The sequence below is a fragment of the Paraburkholderia sp. HC6.4b genome, from assembly GCF_014200875.1.
GTDB lineage: Bacteria > Pseudomonadota > Gammaproteobacteria > Burkholderiales > Burkholderiaceae > Paraburkholderia > Paraburkholderia tuberum.
This window is the reverse complement of the sequence record NZ_JACHDC010000007.1, coordinates 100,184-124,099: the sequence shown is the minus strand read 5'-3', so window position 1 is coordinate 124,099 and position 23,916 is coordinate 100,184. Positions and strand designations below refer to the sequence as shown.

23 protein-coding genes are annotated in these 23,916 nt (G+C 62.5%); 11 read left to right on the top strand and 12 right to left on the bottom strand.

What is annotated here, in order from left to right:
* Positions 1–40 precede the first annotated feature (40 nt).
* Positions 41–1,780 (top strand): penicillin-binding protein 2, encoded by a 1,740-nt coding sequence (locus HDG34_RS12810; protein ID WP_184060513.1) that lies wholly within the window; start codon positions 41–43, stop codon positions 1,778–1,780.
* A gap of 27 nt (positions 1,781–1,807) precedes the next feature.
* Here the strand turns inward: HDG34_RS12810 and HDG34_RS12805 are convergent, their stop codons facing one another.
* Positions 1,808–2,923, bottom strand: a complete 1,116-nt coding sequence (locus HDG34_RS12805) for a diguanylate cyclase (RefSeq protein ID WP_184060511.1) — start codon at positions 2,921–2,923, stop codon at positions 1,808–1,810.
* A 342-nt stretch (positions 2,924–3,265) separates the two neighbouring features.
* Here HDG34_RS12805 and HDG34_RS12800 point away from each other — a divergent pair, with 342 nt between their 5' ends.
* Positions 3,266–3,520 carry a DUF2866 domain-containing protein gene (locus HDG34_RS12800; protein ID WP_090809319.1) on the top strand — a complete coding sequence of 85 codons (255 nt, stop codon included), beginning with the start codon at positions 3,266–3,268 and terminating at the stop codon, positions 3,518–3,520.
* A gap of 16 nt (positions 3,521–3,536) precedes the next feature.
* Here the strand turns inward: HDG34_RS12800 and HDG34_RS12795 are convergent, their stop codons facing one another.
* Entirely contained in the window at positions 3,537–4,166 is a 630-nt protein-coding gene (locus HDG34_RS12795; RefSeq protein WP_184060509.1) for a 2-hydroxychromene-2-carboxylate isomerase, read from the bottom strand.
* Positions 4,167–4,277: 111 nt separating this feature from the next.
* Positions 4,278–4,904, bottom strand: a complete 627-nt coding sequence (locus HDG34_RS12790) for a LysE family translocator (protein WP_184060507.1) — start codon at positions 4,902–4,904, stop codon at positions 4,278–4,280.
* Positions 4,905–5,017: 113 nt separating this feature from the next.
* Between HDG34_RS12790 and HDG34_RS12785 the strand changes: the two genes are divergently transcribed.
* The 4 genes from HDG34_RS12785 (at position 5,018) to HDG34_RS12770 (ending at position 8,280) form a co-directional block, all read left to right on the top strand.
* A complete protein-coding gene (locus HDG34_RS12785) occupies positions 5,018–5,659 on the top strand; it encodes a YigZ family protein (protein ID WP_184037247.1) in 642 nt (213 codons plus the stop codon).
* Positions 5,660–5,809: 150 nt separating this feature from the next.
* Positions 5,810–6,391, top strand: a complete 582-nt coding sequence (locus tag HDG34_RS12780) for a hypothetical protein (protein ID WP_184060505.1) — start codon at positions 5,810–5,812, stop codon at positions 6,389–6,391.
* 97 nt (positions 6,392–6,488) lie between these two features.
* On the top strand, positions 6,489–7,109 hold the full coding sequence (locus tag HDG34_RS12775) for a LysE family translocator (protein ID WP_184060504.1): 621 nt from the start codon (positions 6,489–6,491) through the stop codon (positions 7,107–7,109).
* A gap of 193 nt (positions 7,110–7,302) precedes the next feature.
* Positions 7,303–8,280 carry a 2-dehydropantoate 2-reductase gene (locus tag HDG34_RS12770; protein ID WP_184060502.1) on the top strand — a complete coding sequence of 326 codons (978 nt, stop codon included), beginning with the start codon at positions 7,303–7,305 and terminating at the stop codon, positions 8,278–8,280.
* Positions 8,281–8,365: 85 nt separating this feature from the next.
* Here HDG34_RS12770 and HDG34_RS12765 read toward each other — a convergent pair whose 3' ends face one another.
* The 3 genes from HDG34_RS12765 to oxlT form a co-directional block, all read right to left on the bottom strand.
* Positions 8,366–9,817, bottom strand: coding sequence for an aldehyde dehydrogenase family protein (locus HDG34_RS12765; protein WP_184060772.1), 1,452 nt, complete (start codon positions 9,815–9,817; stop codon positions 8,366–8,368).
* Between the two features lie 92 nt (positions 9,818–9,909).
* Entirely contained in the window at positions 9,910–10,893 is a 984-nt protein-coding gene (locus HDG34_RS12760) for a LysR family transcriptional regulator (protein ID WP_184060500.1), read from the bottom strand.
* Between the two features lie 30 nt (positions 10,894–10,923).
* A complete protein-coding gene (gene oxlT, locus HDG34_RS12755) occupies positions 10,924–12,273 on the bottom strand; it encodes an oxalate/formate MFS antiporter (RefSeq protein WP_184060498.1) in 1,350 nt (449 codons plus the stop codon).
* Positions 12,274–12,643: 370 nt separating this feature from the next.
* On the opposite strand from oxlT, the gene HDG34_RS12750 reads away from it, so the two are divergent.
* Complete coding sequence (locus tag HDG34_RS12750; RefSeq protein ID WP_018424728.1) at positions 12,644–13,591, top strand: LysR family transcriptional regulator; 948 nt, start codon at positions 12,644–12,646, stop codon at positions 13,589–13,591.
* Between the two features lie 96 nt (positions 13,592–13,687).
* Positions 13,688–14,008: a hypothetical protein gene (locus HDG34_RS12745; protein ID WP_184053738.1), complete on the top strand. Its 321-nt coding sequence runs from the start codon at positions 13,688–13,690 to the stop codon at positions 14,006–14,008.
* Positions 14,009–14,098: 90 nt separating this feature from the next.
* Here the strand turns inward: HDG34_RS12745 and HDG34_RS12740 are convergent, their stop codons facing one another.
* The 6 genes from HDG34_RS12740 to HDG34_RS12715 all read right to left on the bottom strand — a co-directional run bounded on the left by HDG34_RS12740 (position 14,099) and on the right by HDG34_RS12715 (position 20,225).
* Positions 14,099–14,944 carry an NAD(P)(+) transhydrogenase (Re/Si-specific) subunit beta gene (locus tag HDG34_RS12740; RefSeq protein ID WP_260321142.1) on the bottom strand — a complete coding sequence of 282 codons (846 nt, stop codon included), beginning with the start codon at positions 14,942–14,944 and terminating at the stop codon, positions 14,099–14,101.
* A gap of 54 nt (positions 14,945–14,998) precedes the next feature.
* Positions 14,999–15,814, bottom strand: a complete 816-nt coding sequence (locus HDG34_RS12735) for a fumarylacetoacetate hydrolase family protein (protein ID WP_184060496.1) — start codon at positions 15,812–15,814, stop codon at positions 14,999–15,001.
* A gap of 9 nt (positions 15,815–15,823) precedes the next feature.
* Positions 15,824–17,071 carry a formyl-CoA transferase gene (frc, locus tag HDG34_RS12730; RefSeq protein ID WP_184060493.1) on the bottom strand — a complete coding sequence of 416 codons (1,248 nt, stop codon included), beginning with the start codon at positions 17,069–17,071 and terminating at the stop codon, positions 15,824–15,826.
* Between the two features lie 24 nt (positions 17,072–17,095).
* A complete protein-coding gene (locus HDG34_RS12725; protein ID WP_184060491.1) occupies positions 17,096–18,859 on the bottom strand; it encodes a thiamine pyrophosphate-binding protein in 1,764 nt (587 codons plus the stop codon).
* 450 nt (positions 18,860–19,309) lie between these two features.
* Entirely contained in the window at positions 19,310–20,029 is a 720-nt protein-coding gene (locus HDG34_RS12720) for a GntR family transcriptional regulator (RefSeq protein ID WP_013091210.1), read from the bottom strand.
* Positions 20,007–20,225: a hypothetical protein gene (locus HDG34_RS12715; protein ID WP_184010619.1), complete on the bottom strand. Its 219-nt coding sequence runs from the start codon at positions 20,223–20,225 to the stop codon at positions 20,007–20,009. The genes HDG34_RS12720 and HDG34_RS12715 overlap by 23 nt, the downstream gene beginning before the upstream one ends.
* Positions 20,226–20,599: 374 nt before the next feature.
* Here HDG34_RS12715 and shiA point away from each other — a divergent pair, with 374 nt between their 5' ends.
* From shiA to HDG34_RS12700, 3 genes are all read left to right on the top strand, one after another.
* Positions 20,600–21,919 (top strand): shikimate transporter, encoded by a 1,320-nt coding sequence (gene shiA, locus HDG34_RS12710; protein ID WP_184060489.1) that lies wholly within the window; start codon positions 20,600–20,602, stop codon positions 21,917–21,919.
* A gap of 414 nt (positions 21,920–22,333) precedes the next feature.
* Entirely contained in the window at positions 22,334–23,737 is a 1,404-nt protein-coding gene (locus HDG34_RS12705) for an OFA family MFS transporter (protein ID WP_184060487.1), read from the top strand.
* A gap of 10 nt (positions 23,738–23,747) precedes the next feature.
* The gene (locus tag HDG34_RS12700; RefSeq protein ID WP_090809263.1) at positions 23,748–23,876 is read left to right on the top strand and encodes an oxalate:formate antiporter; all 129 of its coding nucleotides are present in this window, start codon (positions 23,748–23,750) and stop codon (positions 23,874–23,876) included.
* Positions 23,877–23,916: the final 40 nt, after the last annotated feature.

Here is a 23,916-nt window from a genome sequence, read left to right as displayed (position 1 = left end):
TCGTTCAATCGAAAGTACGTGAGGTCCGCTGCCCGCCGCCATGATCCGCCAGAAAAAACCGCCGTCGTCCGATCCCTATGCCTTAGCCGCGAAGAACCCGCTGCTCGATGCGCGACTACCCGCGTGGCGCTCGAAGTTCGTCGTGCTGCTCGTGTTCGGCGCGTTCGCGACGCTCGCGCTCCGCGCGTTCTGGGTGCAGGTCGTGAATCAGGACTTCTACGTCGACCAAGGGCAGAAGCGCTATCAGCGCCTGCTCGAACTCGACGCGACGCGCGGCCGGATCGTCGATCGAAATGGTTCGATGCTCGCGGTCAGTCTCGCGACCTACGAAATCTGGGCCACGCCGAAGCTCGTCGACGAAAGCGCGTTCGCGCCGCTGGCAAAGCTGCTCGATCTGCCGCTCGCGGAACTGCGTCGGCGTCTGAACGGCGAGCGCAGCTTCGTGCTGCTCAAGCGCCAGGTCGATGCCGACACTGCCGGGCATCTGTCGCGCCTCGGGCTCGCCGGGATCACGCAGATCGCCGACACCAAACGCTTTTATCCCGAGGGCGAGTCGGCCGCGCACGTGGTCGGCTTCACCGACATCGAGGACAACGGCCAGGAAGGCGTCGAACTCGCCGCCAATGCGCAGTTGCAAGGCGTGCCCGGCCACCGCGAGGTGATCCGCGACCGGCTCGGCCGCGTGATCTCGGAGACGCGGCCGCTCGTGCCCGCGCGCAACGGCGCCACGATCCAGCTGACGATCGACCGGCGCATCCAGCAACTCGCATACACACAACTCAAAGCGGCGATCGCGCAGCACCGCGCCGAAGCGGGCAGCGTGGTCGTGCTCGATGCGCGCAACGGCGAGATCCTCGCGCTCGCCAACTACCCGAGCTTCGATCCGAACGACCGCACGCACCTGTCCGGCCGGCAGCTGCGCAACCGCGCGGTGATCGACACGTTCGAACCGGGTTCGACGATCAAGCCGCTGGTCGTCGCACTGTCGATCGACGAAGGCAAGGTGCGGCCGCAGAGCATCATCGATACCGCGCCCGGCTGGTATCGGATCGGCCCGGCCGTGATTCACGACACGTCGAATCATGGCGCGATGACGGTCGCCGAGGCGGTGCAGAAGTCGAGCAATATCGCGCTGGCAAAGCTCGCGCTGAATCTGCCGGCCGAGACGATCTGGACCAAGTATCGGCAATACGGGCTCGGTCTGAAGCCCGAGCTGCCCTTCCCTGGCGTGGCCGCCGGCAAGCTGCGGCCATATAAGCGCTGGCGCCCGATCGAACAGGCCACGATGGCGTATGGCTACGGGCTGTCGGTATCGCTGCTGCAAATCGCGCAGGTCTACACCGCCTATGCGGGCGACGGCGCGCTGAGGCGTGTGAGCCTGCTGCGCGAGCCGCTCGACGCGGACAGCCCCGCGTCGTTCGCCGACCGCGGCGAATCGGTCACGACGCCCGGCACCGCGCGCGCGATCCGCAACATGCTCGAAATGGCCACGGGCAACGGCGGCACCGGACGCGCCGCGACCGTGGCGGGTTATCGCGTCGGCGGCAAGACCGGCACCGCGCGCAAGCAGATCGGCGCGGGCTACGCGAAGAACCGCTACCGCGCGCTGTTCGTCGGCATGGCGCCGATGAGCGATCCGCGCCTGATCGTCGCCGTGATGATCGACGATCCGGCTGGCAAGGCGTTCTATGGCGGCACGGTCGCTGGACCGGTGTTCAGCGGCGTGATGGGCGGCGCGTTGCTGCTGCTCGGGGTACCGCCGGATGCGGCAGATGTGTGACGCGTAGTTAGTGTTAGTTGCGGTCGATCAGCCCTGCTCATCGAGCGCATCGACCTGCGCCTCGATACGATTGCGGCCGTTGCGCTTGGCCTGATACATCGCGCGATCGGCCTCGTCCATCATCGCCTGACCGAGCGACATCGCCTCGGCCGGGCTGCCGGCGACCACGCGCCCGGCCACGCCGATCGATACGGTCAATGCAATGAGCTCGCCGTGCTCGTCGCGCACGTCGAGATTCTCGACCGCACGCCGCACGCGTTCCGCGACGGTCAACGCGTCGCTGCGATCGCCTTGCAGCAGCGCGGCGAACTCCTCGCCGCCATAGCGCGCGACGGTGTCGCCAAGCCGCACCTGCTGTCGCACGCAGGCGGCCACCGCCGCGAGCGCGCGGTCGCCGCTCTGATGGCCGTGGCTATCGTTGATGCGCTTGAAACCGTCGATATCGATGAAAAGACACGCGACCGGCACGCGATAACGGGCCGCGCGCATCAACTCCTCGCGCAGCCGTTCGTCGAAATAGCGGCGATTCGCGAGGCCGGTCAGCGAATCGGTCATGCCGAGCTGCCTGAGCCGCTCGCGATGCGCGACGTTGTCGAGACTCGCGGTGACGATGCTCGCGAAGCGCTCGAGAATGTCGGTGGCCATGCCCGCGCCGAAGCGCGCGGGGTCGTCGCTGCCGAGGCATAGATAGCCGCTGACGCTCGTGCCCGCGGCGAGCGGCAGCAGGATCGCGCTGGCCGGCACGTGAGCTGGCGCGGCACCGAAGAACGCGCGGCGCGTGTCGTCGTCGAGTTCGCCAGGGCGGCCGAGCCACGGCCGATCGTCTTCGCACAAGGATTGCGCGACGAGACCGCCCTCGCGCGACGTCTTCAGCTGCGCATGATCGAGCGCGCGCAGGTTGCCCGGCTCGAGCAGTTCGAGCAGCATTGGCGCGCGCTCGTCGAGCCACAGCACCATGCTCGCGAGCGAGAACTCCCGCGGCAGATGGCTGAACAACGTATCGAGAAACGATGCGAAATCCCGCGCGCCGATCAACCGCAACTCGACGTTCTGGAAGCGGCGCAACGTGCGCTCGTTGTGCTGCACGGTGTCGACGAGCGAGCGAAGGCGCTCGGAAAGCGGGGTTTGGGCGAGATTCGTCACGGTATCAGTAAGGCGGCCCTGAAGGCGAAGCGGGGTCGACGCCCCAACTCTACTGATAACGGCCGATCCGCCGGGGTCTTGAGGGCAGGCTCGCGACGTGTCGGCCGGCCTGCCAGCGTTCATGCCCACTGTTGTCAGCTCTCGCTTGCATTCACTTGCACTCGCTTACACGCAATGAGATCCGTTTGCGTAATGATTGCGGTTCTTAAGTTTCGCTTAATTGTTCCCTGCAAGTATGTGGCACATCCCCTGTTGAGCCGCCAGAACATCGGCGGCGCTTTTTCTTGAGGGGTGCCAGAAGCGCGCCCGAAAACGGTTACGCGCACAAGAAGGAGGTAAATCATGGTTGAAGAGATGGTAGTCGAACACCTGCGTGCGATGCCCGGCCATGAATGGACTCGCCAGATTCACTCCTGCAAGGTCTCCGATCCGCTGCAACCGCCCTGGGGCCGTTCATACCGGCTCGTCGAATGGACGATGAAGCACGCGCCCGAACCGAGCCGTCGCGTCGTTCCCGCCGAAAGTACTCCGCTCGAAATCGCCCAGGCCGTGGTCTCTCACGTGCCGGGTCGGCGCTTCTGCCAGCAGGCTGATTAAGCGCTCCCGCTGACGTTCAATGACGCGCCGCGATCGCGTCGCAATGGTCCAACGCGTCCTCCAGCCTGTCATTGCCCCAGAACATCTCCCCGCCGACAAAAAACGTCGGCGCACCGAAAATCCCCTTGTTGATGGCCCGTTCGGTCTGCTCCCGCAAGCGGAGCTTGTTCGCGTCGCTTTGCGCGGCGTCGATCACGCTCTGCGCCGGTAAGCCAAGCGAGTCGAGCGCGTGACTGACGACATCGATTGAACCGATGTCGCGGTCGTCGACGAAATTCAACTGCATGATCTTGCGGCACCAGGCACCGATCCACGGCTCGTTCGCACCCAGCAGCGCGACACGCATCGCGAGAAGCGCCGCGCGCGGAAACGTGCTGGGGCGCGTGAGCGCAATGCCGTATTTGCGGCATTGACGCTCCATGTCTTTCCACACGTACGCGCCTTTTTCTTTCTGCAGTACGAAGGGCGAGTTGTCGAAACCGAGCTGGCGAAATACCGGACCGAGCAGAAACGGCCGCCAGACGATCGTCACGTTGCGCGCGGCCGCCAACGCTTCGATCCGCATCATGCTCAGATAGCTGTAGTTGCTGCCGAAGTCGAACCAGAACTCGATTGCCCGCGCCGTCGAAGTTGCGTCTTCATTCATCGCTGTCTCCTGAATCGCGCGTGCCATGGCATCGTGGCATTGCAATGCTTAACAGTCGCGTCGTTGGGTCGCTGATCCTGCTGGCGCCGTCCTGAACTCGCGCTTCCGGACTCAGCGTGTTTGCACTGCCACGCGCAGGCCGAGCGAAATGAACAGCACACCGATGAGCTTGTTCTGCCAGCGCGTCAACCACGTCAAACGCTTCACGAGTTTGCCCAGCGGCCGCATCGTCAGGACGATCAGCGTCGTATAAAGCGCGCTCATGGCAACGAAAATCAGCCCGAGTGTCGCGAACTGCAGAAACGTCGAGCCATGTTCGGGGCGCACGAATTGCGGCAGAAACGCAAGGAAAAACAGCGCGGTCTTCGGGTTCAGCACTTCGGCGGGAATCGCCTGCAAGAACGCCTTCGAACCCGACACCGGCGCGACGACCGGCAGGTGCGCACTCGCCTGCTTTTCGCGCAACGCGCGAATGCCCAGATAGACGAGATACGCGGCACCGACGAATTTCACCGCATTGAAGGCCAGCGCGGACGTCATCAGCAGCGCGGAGAGGCCAACCGCGGCGCCCAGCGTATGCACGAAATCGCCAGTTGCGATACCGAGACCGGTCAGAATGCCGGCTTTACGTCCGCCGTGCACGGTGCGCGTCAAAACTAGCAGCACGGCCGGGCCTGGAATCAGAAAGAGCCCGAGCACGACGGCAACGAACGTCCCCAACGTGGATAGGTCAGGCATGTCGTCTCCTTGCGACGCGCGGGGTCGAAATGATGGGCGCGCGTTCAGCGGACCATTGTAGACGAACCCGCGAAGCGGCCCTTGCGCCTCGCTGGCACCGACGATCCGTTACCATGACGGACATCGCGCCGCCTACCGCGTGCTTCTTTTCATCCACCGACGTTTCCGCCTTGCCCACCTATACCCTGCCCGCGCCACTGAGCGCGGAACTCGAGATTCGCAAGAGCCGCTTCATCGCGCATGCGATCCCGGTCGCCGATCGCGATGCCGCGATGGCCGAATTGCAGCGTCTGCGCGACGAACATCCTGCCGCGACGCATGTGTGCTGGGCGCTGCTGGCGGGCGGCCAGTCCGGCATGTCCGACGACGGCGAACCGTCCGGCACCGCCGGGCGGCCGATTCTCGAAGTACTGCGGCATCACGATCTGGATGGCGTGCTTGCGGCGGTCGTGCGCTATTACGGCGGTGTGAAGCTCGGCGCGGGCGGTCTGGTGCGCGCGTACACCGATGCGATCGCGTCCGCGCTGCTCGACGCGCCGCGCGTCGAGAGGATTGCCCAGGTATTGCTGGGCGTCGAAGTGAGTTATGCCGACGAAGCCAAAGTCCGTCGATGGATGGACGCCGAAGGCTATGCGCTCGTGGACAGCGCCTACGGCATGCTGGTGAAAATGACGATGCGCGTGCCCGCCAACGCACTCGACGACGCCAAGGCAACGCTGATCGATATCACGCAAGGAAAGGCGGGCTTTTTCTGAACGGCTCAGGTCCGGGCCTGACGCGGGCAATTCCGAAAACATCCGTTTGAAGGTTCGACGGTCCGGTTCGCTGCTACCATGCTGTTCTTCACCGGGATGACTCCACTGAAAAGGGCAACTCCTCTGACTTCGATCGCCGCTTTCTCCCGCATGGCTGCTGCGCGTTCGCCGTTGAGATCCGTCGTGCTCAAGGGCTGCGGCGCCATACTGCTGCCCACGCTGCTGTCCGCGTGCTCGTGGTCATGGTTCGGCCTGAACAGCAGCGCTAGCGCAACGCACACGAAAACCCACGGCACCGGCTCGCTCAGCGTCGCCCCTGCACGCGACTTCGCGTATCTGTCCGCGCGCGACGGTCATATCTCGCCGAACCGCATCGAAAATACCGGGATGACCGGGCTCGTGCTGAAGGACGACGTCAGCCTCGTGGTGCGCAATGGCGTCGCGAATAGTCTGCGAGTGGCCGGTTTTCGTATCGACGATAACAAACGCGTGCTCAGCGGCAGCATCGAAACCTTCACGGTGGACGATAGGCGCTCGCCGGCGCTGTGGACGCTGAAGATGCACTACGTGGTCATCGATGCGGCGACCCAAAAAGTCATGTACACGACCACGCGCACCGTGAAGCAGAAGTCGCCGAAATTCACCAGCAACACGATCGCGATCGAAGACACGGTCAAGCTCAGCGTCGATACATTGATTGGCGATCCAGGCTTTATCGAGGCGGTGAACTGAGCACGCGGCCAGCCGAGGCGCGGCGCGGTTTCGCTACAATCCCGGCAACGCATCGCGCGCGATGCATCGTGATCTCCCGTTCGGAATGCAAGCCGTCATGTCCCTTACCGCCTGGCTATTCTTTTTACCCGCCTGCTTCGCCATCAACCTCGCACCCGGGCCCAATAACCTGCTTTCGATCAACGTGGCCGCGCGTCATGGCTTCATGAAAGCGTTCGTCGGCGGCAGCGGCCGGCTGCTCGCCTTCGCGATGATGCTCGCACTCGCCGCGACCGGTCTCGCGGTCGTGCTGCATGCGTCCGAGTGGATCTTTCTGGCGATCAAACTCGCGGGCGCCGCTTATCTGATCTGGCTCGCGATCCAGTTGTGGCGCAGCGACGCACCCGCAATCGATACGTCGCAACCCCAGGAGGCCGCGCTCTCGCACATTGCCCGGCACGAGTTTTTCGTGGCGGCGGGCAATCCGAAGGCGATTCTGGTTTTTACCGCGTTCCTGCCGCAATTCGTCGACGTCGCGCAGCCGATACTGCCGCAATTCGCCGCGCTCGGCGCGAGCTTTCTGGTACTCGAATGGGTGGCGATTGCATTGTATTCGTGGGCCGGCATGTATCTCGGCAAATGGCTGATGCGCGCGCAGATCCGCCGCTGGTTCAATCGCTGCTGCGGGGGATTTCTCGCGGCAATCGGCGTGAGTTTTCTGCTGGTTCGGCGCGGCTGAGGTATCGAGGCTCTCCGACAGTCGAAGCAGCATTCGCATCGCGGCCTTTTCATAACGAATAACTAATACATCGATGGAGAAACTTTAACTATCGGCATTCGTCGCGCCACCTTATGCTCGAACCGTGAGCGGCCGCGAATGACTGCAATGCGGCATTGGGCGAACGGCTTTTTTATCGTCACGGAGCGACATCATGAAGATCTGCATCTTCGGAGCGGGAGCGATTGGCGGTTTAATGGGCGTGCAATTGGCACGCGCCGGCGCGGACGTCAGCTTCATTGCGCGCGGCCCGCATCTGGCCGCGATGCGTGAACACGGCGCGCGCCTCATCATGGATGGCGAAACGTTCAGCGCGCCGGTGCGCTGCACGTCCGATCCACGCGAACTCGGCGTCCAGGACTTCGTCATCGTGACGCTGAAGGCGCATTCGCTGCCTGGCGTGGTCGATTCCATGCAACCGCTACTCGGCAAGCACACGGCGATCGTTACCGGCGTCAACGGCATTCCATATTGGTACTTCTATCAGCACGGCGGGCGCTTTGCCGGCACTCGGCTGACGAGCGTCGACCCCGACGGTTCGCAATGGACCAAGCTCGGACCCGAGCGCGCGATTGGCTGCGTACTCTATCCGGCGGCGGAGATCGTCGAACCGGGGGTGATCAAACACGTGTACGGCAAGAAGTTTCCCATCGGCGAACCCAGTGGCGAGCGCACCCCGCGCATTGAGCAATTGCACGAGATCATGCAGGCGGCCGGCTTCGAAGCGCCGATTCGCGACAACATTCGCGACGAAATCTGGCTCAAGCTATGGGGTAATCTGTGCTTCAACCCGATTAGCGCATTGACGCATGCAACGCTCGATGTGCTCACGAGTGACCCAGGCACGCGCGCGGTCTCACGCACGATGATGCTCGAAGCGAAGCGAATCGCGGATCAGTTCGGCGTGCACTTTCGCGTCGATGTGGAAAGGCGTATTGATGGCGCGGGTGCGGTCGGTGCGCACAAGACATCAACGCTCGTCGATCTCGAGCACCGCAGGCCGATGGAAATCGATCCTTTATTGACCGTCGTGCAGGAAATGGGGCGACTCGTTGCCGAACCGACACCCACTATCGACGTCGTGCTCGCACTGATCAAATTGCGCGAGAAGATGGCTTTACAGGGCAATTGACCGAGTACTCGTCAATTCCCTTTCGTCTTGCAACACGACCTGAAGGATCGGACGCCATGCATCCGATCCTTTTTCGTATTGGACATTATTGATCGATCGCCACCCACACCGCCTTCGGTTCCGTGAAGTTCTCGATCGCGACATCGCCATGCTCGCGACCGAAGCCCGAATCGCCAGCACCGCCCCACGGCAAACGCACGTCCGTATAGCCGTAGGTGTTGATCCACACCGTGCCCGCCTTCAGGTCGCGCGCCACGCGATGCACGCGGCTCAAGTCAGCGCTCCACACGCCAGCCGCGAGACTGTACGACGTGCCATTGGCGATTCGGATCGCGTCCGCTTCGTCGTTGAAACGGATCACGCTCGCCACCGGCCCGAAGATTTCTTCCTGCGAAATACGCATTTCGTGCTCGACATTCGCGAACACGGTTGGCTCGACGAAAAAGCCGCGATTGCCGACGCGCGCGCCACCCGTCACGAGCGATGCACCTTCCGAGCGTCCCGTGTCGACATAGCTCAATACGGTCTTCATCTGCGCGGCCGAAATCAGCGGTCCCATCGACGTTTCGCGCAGCGACGGGTCGCCGACCTTGATCGACTTCGCGCGCGTGGCCAGACGCTCGACCACTTCGTCATACACGTCGCGATGCGCGAGTATCCGCGACCCGGCGGAGCACACTTGCCCTGTATTGAAGAACACGCCCGACGCCGCGGCTCGCACCGCATTGTCGAGATTCGCGTCGGCAAAAATCACGTTGGCCGACTTGCCGCCGAGTTCCAGCGTCACGCGTTTGAAGTTGCCCGCCGCGCCCTGCAGGATGCCTCGTCCGACCGAAGGCGAACCGGTGAACGTGACCTTGTCGATACCGGGATGCGAGACCATCGCGTCGCCCACCACGCTGCCTTTGCCGGTGACGATGTTGAGCACGCCCGGCGGCACGCCCGCTTCGAGCGCCAGCTCGCCGATGCGCAATGCGGTGAGCGGCGTGATCTCGGCGGGCTTGACGATCAGCGTGCAACCGCATGCGAGCGCGGGCGCGATCTTCCACATGCCGATCATCAGCGGAAAATTCCACGGCACGATTGCGGCGACCACGCCGACAGGTTCGCGCAACGTATAGGTCAATGCATCGGGACGCGTCGGCACCACCTGGCCGTTGATCTTGTCGCACCAGCCTGCGTAGTATTCGACGGTATCGATCGCGGCGGGCACGTCCTGACGCATCACCGCGCCAATCGGCTTGCCGCCGTCGAGACTCTCGAGCGCGGCGAGTTCTTCCATGTTCTCGCGCATCAGGCCCGCGAGACGTTGCAGGATGCGCCCGCGTTCGGCGGCCCGAATCGAATTCCATACTTTCAATGCGCCGCGCGCGGCGCGCACCGCGGCATCGACGTCGGCGGCGCTGCCTTGCGCCACCCGTGCGATCGGCTCCTCGGTCGCGGGGTTGATGTCGACGGAATATTCCCCGGTGCCTGGCGGCATGCGCTTGCCGTCGATCAGCAGATCATGGTGCCTGAGATCGGTCTGGATTTCCATCATGCAGCTCCTTGAGTAGGACGTTATGTGGTTGACTGACGGCGCATCGATCGAATGCCGCGCGCCGCGCAAGCTTTTTGGTCGGCCCCTGTCTAAGGTTCCGGCAACAGGCTTTGCCGCACGGACCGCCAGTTGAAGCTTGGCGTCGCGGCTGCGGCAGGCGCTTCGTTCGCGATCGGTGAATGATCAGTCGTCGACGCAACGAACTGCGCCCACGCAGCAGCCGCATTGGGACGAAGCGAGCGATTTCTGCGGTGCACGAGTACCGTCGTCAATGCCGTTTCGGGGACCAGCGGACGGCTCACCAACGAAGCGCCCGGCGAAGGCCAATGCGCATCGACGGGCAATACGCCGATACCCAGTCCCAATTCGACCATGCGCGCTACGGCCGCGACGTGTCCGAGTTCCTGCAACGGCCGGCGCTTCGATCCGTTCGCGGCGAGTACCGGTGCGAGCGCGGCACGCACGCCAGTATCGGCATTCAGCGTTATCAGCGGACATTCGCGCAACGCGTGCCATCCGATGCTGTCTTGCCGCGCTAGCGGATGCGCGGATGGAAGCACCGCCTGCAGTGGCGTAGTGAAAAGTACCTGAGCGTGCAGTAGAGGACTATCGACAGGTACAGTCACACAGACCGCGCCGAAATCCACCTCGCCCTGCTCGACACTGGCCAGTACGCTGCTTTGAGGCTGATCCTTGACCGATACGACCAGCTCGGGAAAAACCGACGCGCACTGCGCCAAAGCCTGCGGCACCCAGCCCGATGACAACACCGGATTACTCGCGAATAAGACGACGCCCGTGTGTCCCTCGTAAGCATCGCGCTCTTCGAGCAGCGTCAATTCGATTTCGTCGAGCAGCCGGCCAATTCTTCTCTCGAGACTCGCACCCGCATTCGTCAGTTCGACCTGGCGTGTCGTGCGATCGAACAGCTTCAATTCGACCGCGTCTTCCAGTTCACGCACGCAACGGCTCACGGCCGACTGCGTCAGATCGAACTCGCGCGCCGCGCGCGTGAAACTGCGCTCGCGCGCGACCGCGACGAATACCTTGAGTTGCTGCAGCGAAACATTCATGGCATCGGTTCCGGGCGCGCGACGCTCACGTTATTCGCCAGACTGTTCGGGCCAGTGACTCATTCGCGACGCATTGCCATTGCCATGACCCGCGACGGCCAGCGCGCCCTGAGGTTCGTTGTGCGATTCGATCCAACGCGCGCGCATCGGCTTGAGGATGAACTTCGCGGAAATGCCGGCTGCGATCGTGATGACGGCGGCAAAGACGAAGACAAGGCTCCAGCCGCCCGTCGCCGCGAGTATGGACGCGATCGGCACCAGCAACGAGGCCGTGCCCTTCGCGGTGTACAACGTGCCGGCATTGGCGGCCGCGTACTTGCTGCCGAACGTATCGGCGCAAGTCGCCGGGAAGATCGAGAAGATCTCGCCCCAGAACAGGAAGATCAGCGCGGCAAAGACCATGAACGCATACGGATTGCTGCCGAACTGCATCATGCCGAGCAACGCGAGCCCTTCGCCGATGAAGATCACGAACATCGTGTTTTCACGGCCGATCTTGTCGGAGATGAAGCCGGACAGCGGACGCGTCAAGCCGTTGAAGATATTGTCGATCGACAGCGTGAGGGTCAGCAGCGGCAACGTCGCGCCGAAGACCGTCATCGGAATGCGCGCTATGCCCCAGTCTTTCGCGATCGGGCCGATCTGCGCGGTCGCCATCAAGCCGCCCGCCGCGACCGCGACGAACGACGCGTAGATCACCCAGAACACTGGCGTTCTGATCATCTGGCGCGAGGTGAAATCGACCTTCGACACCGCGAAGCGGCTCTTGCGTACCCCTGGCTGACGCAAGATCGGCCGCGTCAGGAGCATCGCGAGCAGCAGAATGCTGACGCCTTGCACGATGCCGAAGAACAGGAACGTCTCTTCATAGCCGCGGCGCGTAATCATGTTCGCAATCGGAATCACCGTCAGCGCCGCGCCTGCGCCAAAGCCCGCAGCCGTCAAACCCGCGGCGAGACCGCGCCGGTCGGGAAACCATTTGAGCGCGTTGCCGACGCATGTTCCATACACACCGCCCGCGCCTATCCCGCCAATCACCGCCGCGAAATACAACATGCCGAGCGTAGTCGCATGCGAATTGAGAATCCACGACAAACCCGCGCATACCGCGCCGGCTGCCACCACCGGGCGCGGCCCGAATCGATCGACGAGCCAGCCCTCGAACGGCACGAGCCACGTCTCGGTCAGAATGAAGATCGAGAACGCGAGCTGGATCGACGCCTCGCTCCAGTGATGCCGCGCATGCATAGGGGCCACGAATAACGTCCACGCATATTGCAGATTCGCCACCAGCGCCATGCATACCATGCCGATGACGAGTTGCCACCATCGGTTACGCCAGGACATACGGGTCGTCGATTGCTGGGTGATATCGTTCATGAGCCTTGTCTCCACTATTTATTTAGTGCAGCCGGCTTACGCGCCGCGCTGGATGTGTCCCGCCTTATCGTTATGGCCCGAGAACTTCGCTATTCGGGAAAAATCTCAATTGACGCTTTTTTGTTTCCGCAGATCCCCGAACTCGTCTTCTATAAAATTCTTGCTTTATTCCGACCAGAACCACGCTTCAGCCGGTAAGCATTACAGGTTATTCCCCGCTATTGAGTCCGCCACACCACATATCTATGCGTTAACCCGCGTATTACAGCAGCTATTCCGCTTGTTATAAGTTTCATGCTAGGGTCATTGCTGAATTACTCATAATTAAAGTTTGTTATTATGTTGATTCACGATTCCTTATACATCGACCATGACGATGCGCAATGCAACTCTGCGGCAACTGAAGGTCTTTGAAACGGTAGCGCGTCACCTGAGTTTTTCCCGCGCCGCGGAGGAATTGCATCTGACTCAGCCGGCCGTTTCCACCCAGGTCCGGCAACTCGAGGAACATGCGGGGCTGCCTCTGTTCGAGCAACTCGGCAAGAAGATCTATCTGACGCCGGCCGGCACGGAAATGCTCCACTACAGCCGCGCGATCATGCAGCAGTTCCATGAAGTCGACGAAGCGATGAGCCAGTTGAAGGGCGTCTCCGGCGGCAAACTGAATGTTGCGGTGATTAGCGCGGGCGACTATTTCTTTCCGCGCCTTCTCGCCGAATTCACGCGTCGCTATTCGGGTGTGGATCTCAATCTTGCGGTACACAACCGCGAAGAACTGCTTCATCAACTGGCGACCAATCAGACCGACCTCGCGGTCATGGTGCGTCCGCCGCACGAAACCGACGCGACCAATGAACCGTTCGCGCCGCACCCGTACGTGATCGTCGCGGCGCCCACTCATCCGCTTGCGCACAAGCGCAATATCCGCTTCAGTCAACTCGCGAACGAAGCGTTCATCGTGCGCGAACGCGGCTCGGACACGTGGAATTCGATGGAAGAAGGTTTTGCCGGCCGGCTGTCCAATCTGAAGATTGCGATGGAGATCAAGAGCACCGAGACGATCAAGCAGGCGGTCATCGCCGGCATGGGCATCGCGTTTCTGTCCGCCCATACGATCAGCCTCGAATTGCAACTGGGTCATCTGGTCGTGCTCGACGTCGAAACCTTTCCGGTCATGCTCAATTGGTATGTCGTGCATCGGAAGAACAAGCGTCTGCCACCGGTTGCCGTCGCCTTCAAACGCTTCCTGATGGAGGAAGGCGCCAATCTGATCGAAAAGATCACCCGCGTGAAGGAACTGAGCGTGCATAAGCCGTAGGCTATGGAAAGCCAATAAAACTTTAACTATTGCAAATCGATCGCGACTTCTATGCTGCAAGCGAGTTCTTTCACTTGCGAGCCGAGGAGGCCGATCATGAACCACGCTCCGGTTGAATCCCGTATCAGTACACGCAACGCTCGCACAGCGGCGGCGGATCACGAAGACCAATCCGACGATGCGCATCTGAGCGCCTACAATGCCGCGTTCAGCGATCTTGGGCTGCGGTTTCGCTGGGACCGTGCGACTCTCGACATGCTGAAAGAGTTCAATGGCGAGTTGGCGCGAATCACCGCTTATATCGAGCGCTATCACAGCCACCTGCATCGGGCGTACGATGCCGACTTTCTCGCGCAACTGATTCTGCATAGGAAGACGCAGTACTACAGCGAATTCGCCGCGACCGTGGGCGACTAGAAGCATCGAAAAAGACTCGGGCGGCGGGATCATCGTCCCGCCGTCTTCGCTATTGGCAATCAGGTCTCCTGGCGGCGCATGCATCATTGATCAGCGCCGTGTAGTGAAATGAACCGGCCGCTCGTGCGCGCATTGGCGTGCATAGTCGCGCTGGCGGCCGTTGCCGCGTCTACCATCACGCCCATCCCGACTATCTGCAGAGGCGCTCACGCGCATCATCGCCGGCGTGACATCGCGAAGCGCCCACGTCTGCTCTTCCCCGCCATGCCACTCGATGTTCGCGAGCAGGCCCGGCTTGCCGATCGCCAGGCCATCGCTACGCGCGGCGAAGGCATACATGCGCGCTGCGCAACTGACGCGATTCGCCGCGTGAGCGGGATCGGCCGAGTACTCGCGGCTCAGCATCAGATGCACGCCCATTGCCAACGCCAGCCCCCCCGTCGCGAGCAATGCCGCGAGTCCGAATGGCTGTGCCTGTTCAGTGACGAAGCCGTAACCGAGCCATCCGCACAAAAATAGCGCAAACAGATTGACGACGTGATGTCCCGGCCGCGCGACGGCCTCGAGTTGCAATGCGCCGCGCAGCTTGCAGAACGCAATCGCCGAGATCGCAAAGAGCAGCGCGCCGATCAACACGGCTGCAAACAGTTCGATGCGTTCGCTGTTCTCGCGCGCCGCTGCCAACAGGTAGCGCGTAAAGCCTGTCGACGCGACCGCCAAACCGATCCCGCTGCCAAGCAATGCAAGCATCCGGGGCCTGCGTGTCAGATCGCGTTCGCGCACGCATGAATGCCGCTGCGCCGAACGTCGGCCGAACTGTCGTCGCGAGAGCGCGGCCAACGCCACCATCAGCACCGCAATCAACGCCGCGGCGACAGTCACGGCGAGCAGCAACAACAGGTCCATCCACACGGCACTCCCACAGGCTTGCGGCATGCGTGATCCTCCGTGATGCGATGAAAAGGCAAGAGCCGCGAGGTCCGGCCCTCGTCAACCGACGTTCGCGGTATCGCCCGATCGCGGTGGCTCGTCGCGCTGCGCCGCGCTCAAGGTATTGGTCAGCGTGCCTATCCCATCGATCGTGATCGAGACCGTTGCACCGTCCTTGATCGACCCCACGCCCACCGAGGTGCCGCACGCAATCACGTCGCCGGGTTCGAGCGTCAGATCCTGCGATATCAGACTCACCTGCTCGGCCGGCGAAAAGACCATATCGGCGAGCGGATAGTTCTGACGCTCGGCGCCGTCGAGCGTGGTCAGGAGGCGCGCCGCCCGCCAGTCGAAACCGGAGACGATGGCCGGACCCAGGCAACAGAAGGTATCGAAGCTCTTCGCGCGACACCACTGCGGAAAATGCGGATTCTCGTTAAGCAGATCGGCGGCGGTGACGTCGTTGACGAGCGTGTAGCCGAAGATCGCCGCCTCCGCCTGTTGCGCATCCACATCGCGGCAACGCTGGCCGATCACGATGCCGAGTTCGCCTTCGTAGACGATCTTGCCCGCGTAGTGACGCGGCCGGCGGATCGGCTCGCCCGCGCCGATCACCGACGCCGCCGGCTTCAGCAGAAACAGCGGATGCGTGGGCACGGGTTTGTCGAGCTTCGCCGCGAGCGCGTGATAGTTATTCCAGAGCGCGACGATCTTGCCGGGCGAGCACGGCGCCAACGGCGTCAATGCGCGCAGCGACAGTACCGCGCCGGTCGGCACCGGATGCGCGAGACTTTCGTACTCGTGCAGATAGGCGCCTTCGACACGGCCGAACACGATGCCGCCGTCGCCCGACATGAACCGCATCCACGTCTGCATGCCTCGCTCCTAGATTGCGCCCGCCGTGCGCAGCGCCGTGATCTGCTCGGCCGAATAACCGAGCTCGGCCATCACTTCATCGGTATGTTCGCCAAGCAGCGGCGAGCGTTCGACGTCGGTCGGGCTGTCGGACAGCTTGATGGGATTGCCCACTGTCAGATACTTGCCGCGCTTCGGATGATCGACTTCGACGATCGTGCCGGTTTTGCGCAGCGATGGCTCCTCGGCAATTTCCTTCATCGACAGGATCGGGCCGCACGGAATGTCGTATTCGTTCAGGATCTGCATCGCCTCGAACTTGGACTTCGTCATCGTCCAGCGTTCGATTTCGGCGAAGATCTCCTTCAATCTCGGCAGGCGCGCGGGCGCCGTCGCGTAGTCGGGGTCCGTGGCCCACTCCTCCTTGCCGATCACGTTGCAGATCTTCGCCCACACGGGCGCCTGCGTGATGAAGTAGATATAGGCGTTGGGGTCGGTCTCCCACCCTTTGCATTTCAGAATCCAACCCGGCTGGCCGCCGCCCGACGCATTGCCCGCGCGCGGCACCGCTTCGCCGAACGTGCCGTTCGGATATTGCGGATACTCCTTCATCACGCCGGTACGGTCGAGCCGCTGCTGGTCTCGCAGTTTGACGCGGCACAGATTGAGCACGCCGTCCTGCATGGCCGCGAGCACGCGCTGGCCGCGTCCGGTATGCGTGCGTTGATAGAGCGCAGTGACAATGCCGAGCGCGAGATGCAGCCCCGTGCCGCTGTCGCCGATCTGCGCGCCGGTCACGACCGGCGGGCCGTCGTCGAAGCCGGTGGTCGACGCAGCGCCGCCCGCGCATTGCGCGACGTTTTCATAGACTTTGCAGTCCTCGTAAGGACCGGGACCGAAGCCCTTCACCGAGGCGACGATCATGCGCGAATTCAATTCCTGAATCCGCTCCCACGTAAAGCCCATCCGGTCGAGCGCGCCCGGTGCGAAGTTTTCGACCAGTACGTCGCATTTCTGGATCAGCGCTTCGAGCACCTGCTTGCCTTCCGGATGCTTGGTGTCGATCGTGACCGAGCGCTTGTTGTGATTGAGCATCGTGAAGTACAGGCTATCCACGTCGGGAATATCGCGCAGTTGCTCGCGCGTGATGTCGCCCGCGCCTGCCCGTTCTACCTTGATCACGTCCGCGCCGAACCATGCGAGCAATTGCGTGCAGGTCGGCCCCGATTGCACATGCGTGAAATCGAGGATGCGCACACCGTCGAGTGCCTTGGCCATGTCGTATCTCCTGAACGATGAGGGTTATTTGTACATGGTCTGGTTCTTCGTGCCCGGTGCGTACTCGCGCGGGTCGACCCAGATGTTGACCACCGCCGAGCGGCCGGTGCGATGAATCGCTTCGCGCGCACGCTGTAGCGCGCTCGCGATCTGCGCGGGATCGCGCACTTCCTCGCCATAGCCGCCGAGCATTTCGGCGAATTTGCTGAACGGCACGTCGCCGAGCAGATTGCCGACGTTGCCGCGTTCTTCGCCGTATTTGGCAAGCTGGCCGTAGCGGATCTGGTTCATCGCCGAGTTGTTGCCGATCACCGCGAGATACGGTGCGCCGAAGCGGTTCGCGGTTTCCATGTCGAACGCGGTCATGCCGAACGAGCCGTCGCCGTAATAGCAGAGCACTTCCTTGTGCGGGTGCGCGAGCTTCGCCGCCAGCGCGAAGCCGGTGCCGACGCCGAGCGAGCCGAGCGCGCCGGGGTCCATCCACTGACCGGGGCGGCGCGGGCGCACCGCTTGCGCGGAGATCGTCACGACGTCGCCGCCGTCGCCGATATAGACGGTGTCGTCGGACAGGAACTCGTTGAGTTCGTACGCGACGCGATACGGATGAATCGGCGTGCTGTTCGAGCGGAACAGCGGCATCAGTTTTTCGGTTGCGCTCGCTTCGGCGTCGCGCAACTGCGCCATCCATTTGCGGCGCGCCTGACGCTTGTCGTCCTTGATACGACCGCTCGCGGCCTGCAGCACCGCGGCGAGAATCGCGCCCGGATCGCCGACCAGACCCAGATCGATATCGCGATTCTTGCCGACGGTTCGATAGTCCATATCGATCTGCACCAGCGTCAATTCCTTGCTGATGCGTCGGCCGTAACCCATGCGGAAATCGAACGGCGTGCCGACCACGATCAGCACGTCGGCATTCGCAAACGCCTGCGAACGCGTGCGATCGAAATGATGCGGATCGCCCGGCGGCAGCACCCCGCGGCTCGCGCCATTGAAATAGCCGGGAATCTCGATGCCGCGCAGCAGCGCGATCGCTTCCTCGTGACCGCGCGCGGTCCACACCTGCTGGCCGTACAGGATCGCGGGGCGTTCCGCATCGACGAGAATGTCCGCCAGTTTCTCGATGTCGCGCGGGTCACCGATCGATTTCGTCGACGCGCGATAGCGGCCCGGCCGCGGCACGATCGCGCGCGACACGTCGACTTCGCGGTCGAGCACGTCGCGCGGAATTTCCAGGTAGGCGGGACCGGGCGCGCCGTTGAAGCATTCGCGCGCGGCCATCGAGATCATGTCCGCGACGCGCTCGGTGCTCGACACGCTCGCGGCGAACTTCGTGATCGGCGCCATGATGTCGACGTGCGGCAGGTCCTGCAGCGAGCCCATCTTGTGCTGCGTCAGCGCGCCCTGCCCGCCGATGTGCAGGATCGGGCTTTCCGAGCGGAACGCGGTCGCGATGCCGGTTACGGCGTTCGTGCAGCCGGGGCCGGCGGTCGTCACCACGCAGCCGAGCTTGCCGGTCTGGCGCGCGTAGCCGTCGGCCGCGTGTGCGGCGACCTGCTCGTGGCGCACGTCGATGATGCGGATGCCTTCGTCGACGCAGCCGTCGTAGATATCGATGATGTGGCCGCCGCACAGCGTGAAGATCGTGTCGACCCCCTCGTTTTTCAGCGCCTTTGCGACCAGATGGCCGCCCGACACGACGCCCGCGTCGCGGGTCTTCTGCTTGAGCGTGTCGTCGGCGGTCGTGGTGGCCGTGGCCGGACTCAGGGATGAAACAACTGCAGACATGGTCATCTCCTCATCAATCGGATGTGCAACGGTTATCGACGGACGCGTCCGCTTCGATATACGTCCGGTTGCACCGACGTCTCACGGCTTCGAAGATACCGTATGTGATATATCACATTCCTTCAAGGCCAATTTCGAGACATAGACGGCGCGAAGTTTGTGCTGTTCGAGCTTGTCTGCCGCAGCTTTGCGCCGAATCTACAAGGCTCTGCGGCAGTCATTTCAAGGGAAAACACCAAGTCGTGCGTTACACCGGTCATTGTTGATATATCACATACCATATTTTCAAGACCGTCAAGCAAGGTTTATCCCGCAGCGCGGCGGCGACCTCGTTTTGTTTGCCGCCGCGCGACCTGCGGATCGCTCGAAGTGCGCGCACGCAAAAAAGCCCGCGGTGCTTGCACACGCGGGCTTTTCGCAATCAGCAGCCAGGCAGCGTCTACGCCGCCATCAATCGAGGAAATCGCAATTGGCTTCGACGAACGCCGCGAGATCGAGCGAATGCTGGCGCGTGAGCCGCTCGGCGAGTTCGGTATCGCGCTTTTCGAGCGCCTCGATGATGCGCAGATGATCGACGATAGAGCGCGCGGCCCGGTCGCTCTGCGAGATGGTCATGCGCCGGATCGCGCGCACGTGGATGAAGATGTTCTTGATCGTGTCGAGAATGATCTGCGACTTCGACAACTCGACGATCGCCTGATGAAACGCGATGTTCGCGTCCGAATACTCGGCGATATGCTCGGCCGGCGTCGTGTCGCGGAAATTGTCGAACATATGGCGCAAGCGGCCGATTTCCTCGTCGGTCGCATGCAGCGTGGCGAGCCGCGCGGCCATGCTTTCGAGCGCGGCCCACATCTGGATCATCTCGACGATTTCGCGTTTGCTCTTGCGCACGATGTAGATGCCACGCCGCGGCACCATGCGCAGGAAGCCTTCCTGCTCGAGCAGCGTCATCGCTTCGCGCACCGGCGTGCGGCTCACGCCGAGCGATTCGCTGAGCACGCGCTCGTCGAGACGGATTTCTTCGCGATTCTGGTAGATATCCGCGTCGGCGATTGCCTGACGCAGCATCGCATAGGCCTGATCGCGCAAGCTCGCACTCGCGCCGATTGGCTGCAACGACAGGGTCAACGGAGTGGCCACTGTTTCAGTTGGAAGTTCTGACGACATTCATCGCCTCTGCTTGAACACGCGCGCGATTCGGCGCCGCCGTTTTGCCGCGCTGCTCGCCCAGACCCACGAAGCGGCCATGTTGCGATGCAGGTGCAGCGACCGATTCGGGAATCCAATCGGTCAGCAGAACGGTGGCGGCACAGCCCAATCCAACGACGGCCATGGCGAACAGCGCAAGAGGCACGAATTCCACGTGTAACTCCGGATGATTGAGAAGATTGATCCCTCAATCATATGCTGCAACGCCGCATTTTTCAATATTCGGTATGTAGTATATCAATGACTGTTGTTTTTAAGATTACTTTCACGTTAGCACGCCGCGCGCTGCGTGGGTTCGCCCACATCATTCCCCGCGACGGTTCTGCGTGGCGCTCGGTGTAAACACGCAAAACGCGCGCTATTCGCGCAGCCGCGAGCGATGATCGCGCATTTTCTCCATCACGCGGATTGTGAATTCCGGGTCGCGTCATTAACCTTCCGGACATTCCCTGCGCGGATCGATCGCGTCGAAAGCCTTGCCCGGGCGGCGCGATCGATTAAAGCACATATCACATTGAAGGAGACTCGATGAGCACCACCCACCCGCAGGCCACAGTGGCCAATCACCGCAATGCGCGCAGTCGGGCTCGCAAGGCCGCGCTCGGCAGCTTTATCGGCGCCGTGGTCGACTGGTACGACTTCCTGTTGTACGGCATCGTCGCCGCGCTCGTGTTCAACGCCGAGTTCTTCCCGAACGTCGGCCCGGCGATGGGCACGCTTGCCGCGTTCGCGACCTTCGGCGTCGGCTTTCTGTTCCGGCCGCTCGGCGGCTTCGTGTTCGGCCATTACGGCGACCGGCTCGGACGCAAGCGCATGCTCGTGCTCACCGTGATGATGATGGGTCTGTCGACAGCCGCGATCGGTCTGCTGCCGGCGTTCTCGACGATCGGCTGGTTGGCGCCGGTGCTGCTCGTCACGCTGCGCGCAATCCAGGGCTTTGCGGTCGGCGGCGAATGGGGCGGCGCGGCGTTGATGGCCGTCGAAAGCGCGCCCGAGAAAAAGAAGGCCTTCTACAGCAGCGGCGTGCAGGTCGGCTACGGCGTCGGGCTCGTGCTGTCGACGGGACTCGTCGCGCTGATCAGCCGCTCGATGGACAACGCCGCGTTCCTCAGCTGGGGCTGGCGTCTGCCGTTTCTGTTCAGCGTCGTACTGGTGCTGATCGCGCTCTGGATCCGCTCGAGCATGGAGGAATCTCAGGAGTTCGTCGAGAAAGTCGGCCAGCATGGCGAGCGCCGTGTGCGCCTGCCGATCGTCGAAGCGCTGCTGCGCCATCCGAAAGCCTTCCTGCTGATCATCGCGCTGCGGCTCGCCGAGCTGTTCACGATGTACATCGTGACCGCGTTCGCACTGAGCTACTCGACCACGAACCTGCACATGCCGCGCGAGTTTTTCCTGACGATCGGCTTCGTCGTCGGCGCGCTCAGCTGCGTGACGATTCCGTGCTTCGCGTGGCTCGCGGATCGCTTCGGCCGCCGTCGCATCTATATGATCGGCGCGCTGGTCGGCGTGTTCAGCGCGGTGCCGTTCTTCCTCGCGCTCGAAGCGCGTTCGATAGTATGGATCGTCGTGTTCGCGGTGATGCTTGCCAACATCGCGCACGACATGGTCGTCAGCGTCCAGCAGCCGATGTTCACCGAGCTGTTCGGCACCGAGTACCGCTATAGCGGCGCGGGTGTCGGCTATCAGGTGGCGAGCGTGGTCGGCGGCGGATTCACGCCGTTCATCGCGGTCGCGCTGGTCAGCTTCGCGGGCGGCTCGTGGCACCCGGTGGCCGCGTATCTGGCGATCGGCTGTCTGATTTCGGTACTCGTTGCAGCACGCATGAAGACCGGGCGCAGGATCGATTGACACCGGCGGAACTCGCCGTCGATACACGACGGGCCGGCGCGGCGAAGAAGCCGCGCCGGCCCGTTTCTTTTTGTGCCGCGCGTCGTGCGCGGCTCGCTTATTGGCGAATTTGCATAGTGGCTCTAGTCGGAAGTACGGAGCAACCGGCTCTGAGCGTCCCACGATTTGCACGATCGCGTGAAGAATACCCGCCTTTCACCAGGTTCACACCTTATGTCCGCCCGATTCATATTGCGAAGCCATCGTCCACGTCCTATTGTCGAGCCAGGCACGATTTTGGGTACGTGGATCCAGGTCGTATGAAATAAAAGTACATATAGCGATGACGCGACGGCGTGCGAAAGTTACACTCCGCCGCCTCAAGGTATATGCACGAAGCGCCGATAAACAGAACAACTGTAAGGAGACCCACTTATGAGTAGCATCAGCGAGCCGGGCGGCCAACGAGGCTCAGCCCCATTTTTTTCCAAACGGGCCACCGTCGCACAGCCCGGCTTTTCGCGCTGGATGGTGCCCCCCGCGGCGCTCGCCGTGCATCTGTGCATCGGTCAGGCCTATGCGTTCTCGGTATTCAACGGACCGCTGACCAAAGTGATCGGCATCACCCAGTCCGCGCCCGATGACTGGTCGCTGACCGCGCTCGGCTGGATCTTTTCGCTCGCGATCGTGTTCCTCGGTTTGTCGGCGGCATTCGCGGGCAAATGGCTCGAACACGTCGGTCCGCGCCGCACCATGTTCACGGCAGCATGCTGTTTCGGCGGCGGGTTCCTGGTGTCCGCGCTCGGCGTCTATCTGCATCAGATCGTGCTGCTATATCTCGGTTACGGCGTGATCGGCGGGATCGGGCTGGGGCTCGGTTATGTGTCTCCGGTGTCGACGCTGATCCGCTGGTTCCCGGACCGCCGCGGCATGGCGACCGGCATGGCGATCATGGGCTTCGGTGGCGGCGCGATGATCGCGGCGCCGTTGTCGGTCGCGCTGATGAACCACTTTCATAGCGCAACGAGCGTGGGCGTCGCGGAGACCTTCGTCGTGCTCGGCATCGTCTACTTCATCTCGATGACGGTCGGCGCGCTCGCGATCCGCGTGCCGCCCGCCGACTGGAAGCCGGCCGGCTGGACGCCGCCCGAAGTCACGCAGCACCGGCTGATCTCGCGCAACCACGTGCATATCGATCAGGCGTTGAAAACACCGCAGTTCTATCTGATCTGGTTCGTGCTGTTCCTGAACGTGACGGCCGGGATCGGCGTTCTCGGCCAGGCCTCGGTGATGATCCAGGAGAGCTTCAAGAACACCGTGACGGCGTCGGCTGCGGCCGGCTTCGTCGGATTGCTGTCGCTGTTCAACATGGGTGGACGTTTCGTGTGGTCGTCGGCATCGGACTGGATCGGTCGCAAGAACACCTACGCCATCTTCTTCGTGCTCGGCGCGGTGCTCTACTACTTCGTGCCCAGCTTTGCCGCGAACGGACAGATCGCGCTGTTCGTGCTGACGTACTGCATCATCCTGTCCATGTACGGCGGCGGCTTCGCGACGGTGCCGGCCTATCTCGCCGACATGTTCGGTACGGCGTTCGTCGGCGGCATTCATGGACGGCTCCTGACCGCGTGGGCGGCAGCGGGTGTAGCGGGTCCGGTGCTCGTCAATTACATCCGCGCATATGAAGTCGCGAACGGTGTCGCCAAAGCGGACGCGTACACGATGACCGTGCACATCATGGCCGTGCTGCTCGTGATCGGCTTTATCTGCAACCTGCTGGTCAAGCGTGTGGATGAGAAGCACCACATGACCGATGCACAAGTCGCCAAGGGCGCGTGAGGAGATCCGTATGTCGACCGTTCAAACCGTACATCCGACCAACAAGGTGATGCTCGCGGTGTTCTGGGTGTATGTGATGATTCCGCTTGCCTGGGGGGTGATCAATACGCTGACGCAGGCGATGAAGTTGTTCAAGTGATGACCATCTGATGGGGTGCGCACCCCGGCCTGGTTCAGGG

Bases quoted from the DNA above. Each gene is read 5' to 3' on its own strand.
- HDG34_RS12720 (WP_013091210.1), bottom strand. From the start codon at position 20,029: ATGTCGTCAGAACTTCCAACTGAAACAGTGGCCACTCCGTTGACCCTG.
- HDG34_RS12725 (WP_184060491.1), bottom strand. From the start codon at position 18,859: ATGTCTGCAGTTGTTTCATCCCTGAGTCCGGCCACGGCCACCACGACC.
- HDG34_RS12790 (WP_184060507.1), bottom strand. From the start codon at position 4,904: ATGCCTGACCTATCCACGTTGGGGACGTTCGTTGCCGTCGTGCTCGGG.
- HDG34_RS12745 (WP_184053738.1), top strand. From the start codon at position 13,688: ATGAACCACGCTCCGGTTGAATCCCGTATCAGTACACGCAACGCTCGC.
- HDG34_RS12700 (WP_090809263.1), top strand. From the start codon at position 23,748: ATGTCGACCGTTCAAACCGTACATCCGACCAACAAGGTGATGCTCGCG.
- HDG34_RS12760 (WP_184060500.1), bottom strand. From the start codon at position 10,893: ATGAATGTTTCGCTGCAGCAACTCAAGGTATTCGTCGCGGTCGCGCGC.
- HDG34_RS12785 (WP_184037247.1), top strand. From the start codon at position 5,018: ATGACGGACATCGCGCCGCCTACCGCGTGCTTCTTTTCATCCACCGAC.
- frc (WP_184060493.1), bottom strand. From the start codon at position 17,071: ATGGCCAAGGCACTCGACGGTGTGCGCATCCTCGATTTCACGCATGTG.
- HDG34_RS12800 (WP_090809319.1), top strand. From the start codon at position 3,266: ATGGTTGAAGAGATGGTAGTCGAACACCTGCGTGCGATGCCCGGCCAT.
- HDG34_RS12740 (WP_260321142.1), bottom strand. From the start codon at position 14,944: ATGCCGCAAGCCTGTGGGAGTGCCGTGTGGATGGACCTGTTGTTGCTG.
- HDG34_RS12750 (WP_018424728.1), top strand. From the start codon at position 12,644: ATGACGATGCGCAATGCAACTCTGCGGCAACTGAAGGTCTTTGAAACG.
- HDG34_RS12810 (WP_184060513.1), top strand. From the start codon at position 41: ATGATCCGCCAGAAAAAACCGCCGTCGTCCGATCCCTATGCCTTAGCC.
- HDG34_RS12770 (WP_184060502.1), top strand. From the start codon at position 7,303: ATGAAGATCTGCATCTTCGGAGCGGGAGCGATTGGCGGTTTAATGGGC.
- HDG34_RS12705 (WP_184060487.1), top strand. From the start codon at position 22,334: ATGAGTAGCATCAGCGAGCCGGGCGGCCAACGAGGCTCAGCCCCATTT.
- oxlT (WP_184060498.1), bottom strand. From the start codon at position 12,273: ATGAACGATATCACCCAGCAATCGACGACCCGTATGTCCTGGCGTAAC.
- HDG34_RS12735 (WP_184060496.1), bottom strand. From the start codon at position 15,814: ATGCAGACGTGGATGCGGTTCATGTCGGGCGACGGCGGCATCGTGTTC.
- HDG34_RS12775 (WP_184060504.1), top strand. From the start codon at position 6,489: ATGTCCCTTACCGCCTGGCTATTCTTTTTACCCGCCTGCTTCGCCATC.
- HDG34_RS12765 (WP_184060772.1), bottom strand. From the start codon at position 9,817: ATGGAAATCCAGACCGATCTCAGGCACCATGATCTGCTGATCGACGGC.
- HDG34_RS12795 (WP_184060509.1), bottom strand. From the start codon at position 4,166: ATGAATGAAGACGCAACTTCGACGGCGCGGGCAATCGAGTTCTGGTTC.
- shiA (WP_184060489.1), top strand. From the start codon at position 20,600: ATGAGCACCACCCACCCGCAGGCCACAGTGGCCAATCACCGCAATGCG.
- HDG34_RS12780 (WP_184060505.1), top strand. From the start codon at position 5,810: ATGGCTGCTGCGCGTTCGCCGTTGAGATCCGTCGTGCTCAAGGGCTGC.